Annotated in this window: 6 protein-coding genes, 5 tRNA genes and 1 pseudogene; 7 read left to right on the top strand and 5 right to left on the bottom strand. The window is 70.3% G+C overall.

The window, feature by feature from the left end; translation table 11 throughout:
* The 5 genes and pseudogenes from ACFY3L_RS39440 to ACFY3L_RS39420 all read right to left on the bottom strand — a co-directional run.
* Positions 1–246 (bottom strand): annotated as a pseudogene (locus ACFY3L_RS39440) (phospholipid carrier-dependent glycosyltransferase); the annotation flags it as partial.
* A 24-nt stretch (positions 247–270) separates the two neighbouring features.
* On the bottom strand, positions 271–1,113 hold the full coding sequence (locus ACFY3L_RS39435; protein WP_389336517.1) for a carbohydrate ABC transporter permease: 843 nt from the start codon (positions 1,111–1,113) through the stop codon (positions 271–273).
* A complete protein-coding gene (locus tag ACFY3L_RS39430; RefSeq protein ID WP_389336513.1) occupies positions 1,110–2,018 on the bottom strand; it encodes a carbohydrate ABC transporter permease in 909 nt (302 codons plus the stop codon). The genes ACFY3L_RS39435 and ACFY3L_RS39430 overlap by 4 nt, the downstream gene beginning before the upstream one ends.
* A 3-nt stretch (positions 2,019–2,021) precedes the next feature.
* Positions 2,022–3,434, bottom strand: coding sequence for an N-acetylglucosamine/diacetylchitobiose ABC transporter substrate-binding protein (gene ngcE / locus ACFY3L_RS39425; protein ID WP_389336510.1), 1,413 nt, complete (start codon positions 3,432–3,434; stop codon positions 2,022–2,024).
* A gap of 105 nt (positions 3,435–3,539) precedes the next feature.
* Positions 3,540–4,535 (bottom strand): N-acetylglucosamine kinase, encoded by a 996-nt coding sequence (locus ACFY3L_RS39420; RefSeq protein WP_389336507.1) that lies wholly within the window; start codon positions 4,533–4,535, stop codon positions 3,540–3,542.
* Positions 4,536–4,588: 53 nt separating this feature from the next.
* Between ACFY3L_RS39420 and ACFY3L_RS39415 the strand changes: the two genes are divergently transcribed.
* The 7 genes from ACFY3L_RS39415 to ACFY3L_RS39385 all read left to right on the top strand — a co-directional run bounded on the left by ACFY3L_RS39415 (position 4,589) and on the right by ACFY3L_RS39385 (position 7,205).
* Positions 4,589–5,503, top strand: coding sequence for a MurR/RpiR family transcriptional regulator (locus tag ACFY3L_RS39415; RefSeq protein ID WP_344502457.1), 915 nt, complete (start codon positions 4,589–4,591; stop codon positions 5,501–5,503).
* Positions 5,500–6,399, top strand: coding sequence for an N-acetylmuramic acid 6-phosphate etherase (gene murQ / locus ACFY3L_RS39410; RefSeq protein WP_389336504.1), 900 nt, complete (start codon positions 5,500–5,502; stop codon positions 6,397–6,399). The genes ACFY3L_RS39415 and murQ overlap by 4 nt, the downstream gene beginning before the upstream one ends.
* Before the next feature lie 250 nt (positions 6,400–6,649).
* Positions 6,650–6,722 (top strand) — tRNA-Trp (locus ACFY3L_RS39405).
* Positions 6,723–6,847: 125 nt separating this feature from the next.
* Positions 6,848–6,920: transfer RNA gene (locus ACFY3L_RS39400), tRNA-Ala, on the top strand.
* Positions 6,921–6,928: 8 nt separating this feature from the next.
* A tRNA-Gln gene (locus ACFY3L_RS39395) sits at positions 6,929–6,999 on the top strand.
* Positions 7,000–7,016: 17 nt separating this feature from the next.
* Positions 7,017–7,091: transfer RNA gene (locus ACFY3L_RS39390), tRNA-Asp, on the top strand.
* Between the two features lie 39 nt (positions 7,092–7,130).
* Positions 7,131–7,205: transfer RNA gene (locus ACFY3L_RS39385), tRNA-His, on the top strand.
* Positions 7,206–7,571: the final 366 nt, after the last annotated feature.

Raw genomic sequence — 7,571 nt, 5'->3', positions numbered from 1 at the left:
CTGCGGGGTGTTGTCCTCGGGGTTCCACTCGACGCCGTGCTGCAGCAGGTCCCACGCCTCGTTGGCGTAGTAGACCTCGTCGAAGATCGTCTCCCGCGGATGGGCCAGGTTCACCATCCGCAGCAGCAGCCCGATCGCGGTGACCAGGATCGCCGCCAGCCAGAAACCGGGTGTGGCGGGTCCGGGCGGGGTGAGCCGGCGGCGCACCGCGTCGTCGACCAAGCGGGCCGGGGACGGCACAGTCATCCGGTGATCGTAAGGGCAGGCGGCCTACTTCAGGTGACCGGCGGCGAGGCCGGACTGCACCTGGCGCTGGAACGCGAGGTACAGGATGAGGACGGGCAGCATCGCGATGGCCAGGCCGGCGAAGAGGGCGCTGTAGTCGCCCGCGTACCCCTGGTTGACGGCGAGCGCGGTGAGACCCTGGGTGAGCACCCAGTTCTTCTCCGCGCCCTCGCCCTGCATGAGGACGATCGGCAGCACGTACTGGTTCCAGTGTCCGAGCAGGTTGAAGATGCCGACGCTGATCAGGCCGGGCCGGGCCATCGGCAGCATGACGCGGAAGAACAGGCCCCAGTGCGAGCAGCCGTCCATCATCCCGGCCTCGGCGACCTCGCTCGGCAGGGTCCGGAAGAACGCGGTGAGGAAGAAGACGGTGAAGGGCAGCGAGTAGGCGCTGTACACGAGGATCAGGCCGAGATGGGTGGAGAGCAGGCCGAGGTTCTTCACCACGAAGAACAGCGGGACGAGCGACAGGAAGACCGGGAACATCATGCCGCCGACGAACAGGAAGTAGACGAGGCGGCTGCCGCGGAAGGTGTACCGGGCGAGCACGTAGGCGGCCATCGCACCGAAGAGCATGGTGACCAGCAGGGCGCCGCCGACGACGATGGCGGTGTTGAGGAAGTAGCGGCCGAGGTGGGCCTCGTTCCAGGCCCGGCTCCAGTTCTCGAAGCGCAGCGTCGACGGCAGGCTCCACGCACTGGTGAGGATCTCGTTGTCGTCCTTGAACGCGCTGAGGATCGCCCAGAGGAGCGGGAACGTGGTGAGCACCGCCCAGCCGACGAGGACGGTGTGGGAGAAGGCGTTGGCGACACGGAAGCGGCTTTTCACAGTTCGATCCGATCCCGGCGGGAGAGGCGCAGCGCGACGACCGCGACGGACAGCGTCAGGAAGAACATCGCGACCCCGATCGCGGAGGCGTAGCCGAACTTGTACTCGCCCATCGCCGTGTCGTACAGGCGCAGGCCGATGACGTCGGAGCTGTTGCCCGGACCGCCCAGCGTGACGATCTGCACCAGGGCGAAGCCGTCGATGGCGAGGATCGCGAGGTACACCCACGCCACCTGGATCGTGTCCCACAGCAGCGGCACGGTGATCTTGCGCAGGGTCTCGCCGCGTTCGGCGCCGTCGAGCATCGCCGCCTCGTAGATCTCGCGGGGGATCGACTGCATGGCGGCGTTGAACAGCACGACGTAGAAGCCGACGTTGCTCCACACCATGACCGCCAGGACGCACCAGAACGCGAAGTCCGGGTCGCCGAGCCAGGGTTTCGCGAGGCCGTCGAGCCCGATGGTGCGCAGGAAGCCGTTGAGGATGCCGCTGCGCGGGGCGTACACCTCCTTCCACAGCACGCCGATGATCGCCACCGACAGCACCTGGGGGAAGAAGTAGACGACGCGGTAGAACGCGGCGCCGCGCACGCCCCGCACGCCGGCCCTGCCGGACCGGCCGCCGACGCTGAGCATCGAGGCGAAGAACAACGCCAGCACGATCGTGAGGATCGGTAGCGCCACGAGGATGATGGCGTTGTTCTTCAGCGCGTTCCACACGTAGTGGTCCTGCAGGAGCCGGCCGAAGTTCTCCGGCCCCACGTAGTCGTACTCCGGCGACAGTCCCCGCCAGTTGGTCAGCGAGATCTGGAACGCCTGCAGGTAGGGCGAGATGACGAACACGGCGTACAGCGCCAGTGGCGGTAGCAGGAACGTGAGCACGAACAGGCGCCGACCGTGCCGCATGCGTCAGCTCCGCTTGTACTTCGTGATCGAGGAGTCCTTGGCGATCTCGTCGGCGCCCTTCTGGCACGCCTCCACGAACTGCTGGGCGTTGATCCGCTTGGTGAACAGGTCGCCGCAGGCCGCGTCGACGAGGTTGCGCTCCAGCTTGCGGTAGAAGGAGTTGTACACCCAGTTGAAGCCCTTGTCGCCGGACGCCTTGAGCGCCTTCGTGACGCTGGTGAGGCCGGGCGGCAGCTCGACGCCCTCCTCGGCGCCCGCGACGCAGGTCAGGCTCGAGGTCTTGCGGGTGAAGTCCGCGGCGCCCTTCTTCGACAGCATGATGCGCATCAGCTCCATGCCGCCGTTGGCGTTCTTGGCCTTCGCGGGCACGATGTACGGCTCACCGGCGGTCCCCCGCAGCGCCTCGAACGGCAGCTTGTCACCGCTGCTCAGGCTCGGCGTCGGCGCGATCGCCATCTTGAACGCGGGCGGCGTGACCTTCTTCTGCTCGCTCTCCAGCCACGAGCCGCAGGAGATGAAGACGGCGTTGCCCTTCGACCACTCGGTCTGCGACTGGATGTGGTCCAGGCCCTCGGAGCCCGGCAGGATGAAGCCGTCGACGGCGAGCTGCGAGTACGCGTCGGCGGCGGTCTTGATCGCCTCGTGCTTCCACGCGTTGGGTTCGAGGTTGTCGATGGCGAGCAGGACCTCCGGGCCGGCCAGCTTCGCCGCCGCGGCCAGGATGGGCCAGCTCATGTACCGCGGGTGCTTGCCCTGGTACGTCCACGGCGCGATGCCGGCCGCCTTGATGGTCTTGCAGAGGGCGATCATCTCGTCCCACGTCTTCGGGTACTGCCAGCCCTTGTCGGCGAGGAGCTTCTCGTCGTACCAGATGCCGTACGCGGTGTAGGCGTAGTTGAGCGCGAACACCTTGCCGTTGTAGGTGCCCGGCAGCAGCGAGCCCGGCAGCAGCGTGTCGCGGACCTTCTTGCCCGGGATGTCGAGGCTCGGCGCGTCGAGCAGCGGGGTGAGGTCGGCGAGCGCGTTCTGCGAGACGAGCCCGTTGAAGTCGATCTGGGCGGCGCCGGAGTTGTTGACCATGTCGGGCGGGCTGCCGTCGACGAACCGCGGCTGCAGCGTCTTGCCGATCTCCTGGGTGGCGGAGTGCTTGATCTCCGCCTTCGGGTACTTCTCCTTGTACATGGCCTCGTGGGCCTTGGCGTAGTCCTCGCCGAAGCCGCCGTTGAAGATGACGACCTCGAGCGGGGCGTCTTCCTTCACACCGAGCGGGTTGACGTTGCTCTTGTCACCCTGGGCGGCCTTGGAGTCCCCGCCGCCACCGCCCGTGGCACAGGCGCTCAGCGCGGCCGGGGCGGTGGCCAGCAGACCGGCTGTGGCCGCAGTCTGCAGGACGCCCCTGCGGGTCAGCGTGTTCATCCGTCGTGCTCCTTCGTTGGGGGTCGAGGGGGCGCTCGTTGGAACGAGGATGAAGGTTTCCAACGGAAGTTTCAAGAGTAGGAAGGTTCCTGCCAGGCAATCGGCTCAAATATTGACGAAATCGTTGCCCGACGCCGTCAGCCGCGTGTGTACGACGGGTGCCACCGGCGCTCCCGTGAGGGCCGCGATCGCGAGGGCGGCCGCGCCGGCTGCGCCGTCGCGGGCCTCGGCGGGCTCGACCCGGAACCGCAGCCGGACCCCTTCCCGCACGAGATCCGCGACCGGACCCTCCGTGAGCAGCACGGAGCCCGCGAGGACGACCGGCCGCGCCCGCCGCTCGGGGCCGCCGGCGGCCGTGTCGAGGGCGTGCAGCAGGTGGCCGGCGGCGTCGTGCACGACCTCCCGCGCGACGGCGTCGGCGTCCAGGGCGGCCCGCCCCACCAGGGGTGCCAGCAGGCCGAGGGCGGCGGGCGGCTGCCGGTACGCCACCCTGATCAACGCCTGCGCGTGCTCCTCCGGGTCCTCGGGAGCGTCCGCCCCGAGGGCCTCCGTCACGGGTCCGATGAGCCCGGTCGCGGGGCCGCGCCCGTCCAGGGCGCGCAGCACCGCCCGCAGCGCCTCGCGGCCCTGCCACACCGCCGACCCCTCGTCGCCGAGGAGCCACCCGTAGCCGTCGCAGCGCCGGTGCGGCCTGCCGTCGCGGAACGCCACCGCCGCGGCCCCGGTGCCGCACAGCAGCAGCAGGCCGTCGCGGTCCGGGGTGCCGGCGGCGAACGCGACCTCGAGGTCGGTGACGCTGCTGACCGATCCGGCCACGCCGGCCGCCCGCCAGGCATCCTCGGCCGCCCGCCGTGCCTCGGCCCGCCCCGCGGCCGCCGCGCCGGCGGCGCCGACCACCCCGAACGCCACCGCGGCCGGGTCGATACCGTTGAGTGCGTGGCGGAGCGCCTGCTCCAAGGCCTGCGCCGGGCGGCCGCCGCTGGAGTTGCGGTTGGCGCCGGCCGCGCGACCACGGCCGAGGACCGCGCCGTCGAGGGTGGCGACGACGCAGCGGGTGCTGGTGGCGCCCGCGTCCACGCCGACTACCAGGGGTGCTCGCACCGGAACACCGTACTGCATTGACGAAAAGCGCGTGAGAACGGAAACTTTCCCACATGAAGGTGAGCCGGCAGTCCGCCGAGGGCGGCGCCACGTCCACCGCGGTGAAGATCCGGGGGCTGCTGCCCTCGCTCTCCCCGGCGGAGCAGCGGGTCGGACGGATCGTCGCCGACGAGTCCGCCACCGCCGCCCAGTTGACCATCACGGAGCTGTCGAAGCGCGCGGAGACGTCGGAGACGACCGTCATCCGGTTCTGCCGCGCCATCGGCTTCTCCGGGTATCCGGAGCTGCGGCTGAGACTCGCGGCGGAGGCGGGGCGGGCGCAGGACGACGGCGCCCCGGGCGAGGCGCCCGGCAGCGACATCAGCCAGACCGACGACCTCGCCACCGTCGTCAAGACGATCGCCTTCGCCGACGCCCGGGCCGTCGAGGACACCGCCGCCCAGCTCGACCTGGAGATCCTGCAGCGGGTCATCGACGCGGTCGCCGCCGCCCGCCGGGTCGACATCTACGGCGTCGGCGCCAGCGCGTTCGTCGCCCGCGACTTCCAGATGAAGCTGCACCGCGTCGGGCTCGTCGCCTACACCTGGTCGGACCTGCACCTGGCGCTCACCAGCGCGGCGCTGCTCGACGAGCGCGACGTGGCCATCGGCATCTCCCACACCGGCACGACCGTCGACACCATCGAGGCCTTCGGGGAGGCCGGCCGGCGCGGCGCCACAACCGTCGCGCTCACCAACTTCCCCAAGTCGCCGATCACCCGCATCGCCGACCTGACCCTCACCACCGCCGCCCGCGAGACCACGTTCCGGTCCGGGGCGATGGCCAGCCGCCTCGCGCAGCTCACCGTCGTCGACTGCGTGTTCGTCGGCGTCGCGCAGAAGACGTACGCGCAGACGAAGGCGGCCGTGGAGAAGACCCGCGAGGCGGTCCGCAGCCGGCGGGTGCGACCGGAGCGGGGACCCTGGTGACCGTCTCGCCGCCGATCGCCCCGACGGAGCAACGCAACGCCCGGACCCAACAGATCGACCAGCTGCCCACCCTGGAGATCCTCGAGCTGATCAACGCCGAGGACGCGACGGTCGCCGCCGCGGTCGCCGCCGTGCTCCCCGACCTCGCCGAGGCCGTCGACGACTGCGTCGACGCGCTGCGCTCCGGGCACCGGCTGCACTACTTCGGCGCCGGCACGTCCGGCCGGATGGCCGTCCTCGACGCGACGGAGCTGCGCCCCACGTACGGTGTGGAGCCCGGCCACGTCGTCGCCCACCTCGCCGGCGGCAACCGCGCCCTCACCGACGCCGTCGAGGCGGCCGAGGACGACGCGGAGACCGGCTTCGCGACCGCCGGCGACGTGCTCACCGCCGGCGACGTCGCGCTCGGCGTCACCGCCAGCGGCGGCACCCCGTTCGTCGGCGGCGCGCTGCGGGCCGCCCGCGACCGCGGCGCGCGCACCGTCCTGCTCTCCGCCAACCCCAACGCGGCCCTCGCCGAGTACGCCGACATCCACCTCGCCGTCGACACCGGCCCCGAGGTCGTCACCGGCTCCACCCGCATGAAGGCCGGCACCGCGCAGAAGCTCGTCCTCAACGCGCTGTCGACCGCCGTGATGGTGCGCCTCGGCCGCACGTACAGCAACCTCATGACCGACATGGTCGCCAGCAACGCCAAGCTCCGGGTGCGGCAGGTCCGCATGCTGGTCCAGGCGACCGGGCTGCCCGCCGACACCTGCCAGGCCGCGCTCACCGCCGCCGGCGGCGAGGCCAAGGTGGCCCTGGTGACCCTGCTCGCCCGCGTCGACGTCGACTCGGCCCGCCGCGCCCTGCGCGCCGCCGGCGGCGTCGTCCACCGCGCCCTGCACGCGCTTTAATCGGTTGGCAGCGTCGCTGGGCGCGCCTATCGTCGTTCATGTCAACAACGCAACCCAGGGAGTCACGATGATGAGGCACTGGACCGCCCAGCAAGCCCGGCAGCTGCCGGCGCTCGCCGCCGCGCTGCCCATGGCCCCCGTCGCTCACCGGGCCGACATGCCGCACACCGCGGGATGGTGCAGAGGCTAGATTCTTCAGCCTCCCCGCCGCCCGCCCCGATCCAGGGACCGGGCGGTTTTCTTTTCCCATAGGGGCGTAGCTCAACTGGTTGAGCACCGGTCTCCAAAACCGACGGCTGCAGGTTCGAATCCTGTCGCCCCTGCGTCGTGCTGTTTGACAACTCCACAGTGGTTGGCATGTGCGTTCGGGAACGCCCGGCTTGGTGACCGGACCTGGTTTGGGGCCAGGAAGCGCGGGGTTCGATTCCCCGGTTCCCGACTGTTTCATGGGGTTGTAGCTCAGTCGGTAGAGCGTCGGTGCGGCAGACCGAAGGCCCGGGGTTCGATTCCCCGCTTCTCCACGCGGCTTTGGGAGCTCGGCTAACGGCAGGCCACGAGGTTTTGGTCCTCGCTGTGGGGGTTCGAATCCTCCGCTCCCAGCTTCAGATGCACGACTTGCCCTGTCGGTCCAGTCAGGAGTGGACGCCTCTCTGTCAAGGCGGAGATCGCCGGTTCGAATCCGGCACGGGGCGCGATGGTTTCCAGACACGCAAACAGTTCCACTGTTCCATGGCGTTCGTGGTGTACCGGTTGTGCACTCCAGGTTGTGGCCCTGGTGGTTCGGGTTCGACTCCCGGCGATCGCCCTCTCGTGCCATCCACTGTGGACCCTGACTTCGTGGGTTCAGGCGCTGGCTGCCTGCCCGCCCCTCATAAAGGCGGTGTGCCCGGATCGACACCGGGACCCACGACCATGTGCGCCGACGCCCCCCGGCGCGGGCGGAGCCTCGGGCCGTTGGTACCCGGACCGACGCGATCGCCTTGATCGAAGGACAGCCCTGGCCGCCCGGACGACCACCACGCGACTTGGATCACGGCCGAAGTGGCGGAGAACCACGACGGCGGGGCGGGCTGTCGACCACGACGGCGGGGCGGGTTGTGAACCACGACGGCGGTGTGGAAGCACCGGCAGCAACCCGCTCCGGCCACGCCCGGCCTTTGATCGAAGGACAG

This window comes from Dactylosporangium sp. NPDC000521, assembly GCF_042898305.1.
Lineage (GTDB): Bacteria > Actinomycetota > Actinomycetes > Mycobacteriales > Micromonosporaceae > Dactylosporangium.
The sequence above is the reverse complement of the archived record's forward strand: the minus strand, read 5'-3'. Positions and strand labels throughout refer to the sequence as shown.

Coding starts and splice junctions, on each gene's coding strand:
- ACFY3L_RS39415 (WP_344502457.1), top strand. CDS start 4,589: ATGAAGGTGAGCCGGCAGTCCGCCGAGGGCGGCGCCACGTCCACCGCG.
- ngcE (WP_389336510.1), bottom strand. CDS start 3,434: ATGAACACGCTGACCCGCAGGGGCGTCCTGCAGACTGCGGCCACAGCC.
- ACFY3L_RS39430 (WP_389336513.1), bottom strand. CDS start 2,018: ATGCGGCACGGTCGGCGCCTGTTCGTGCTCACGTTCCTGCTACCGCCA.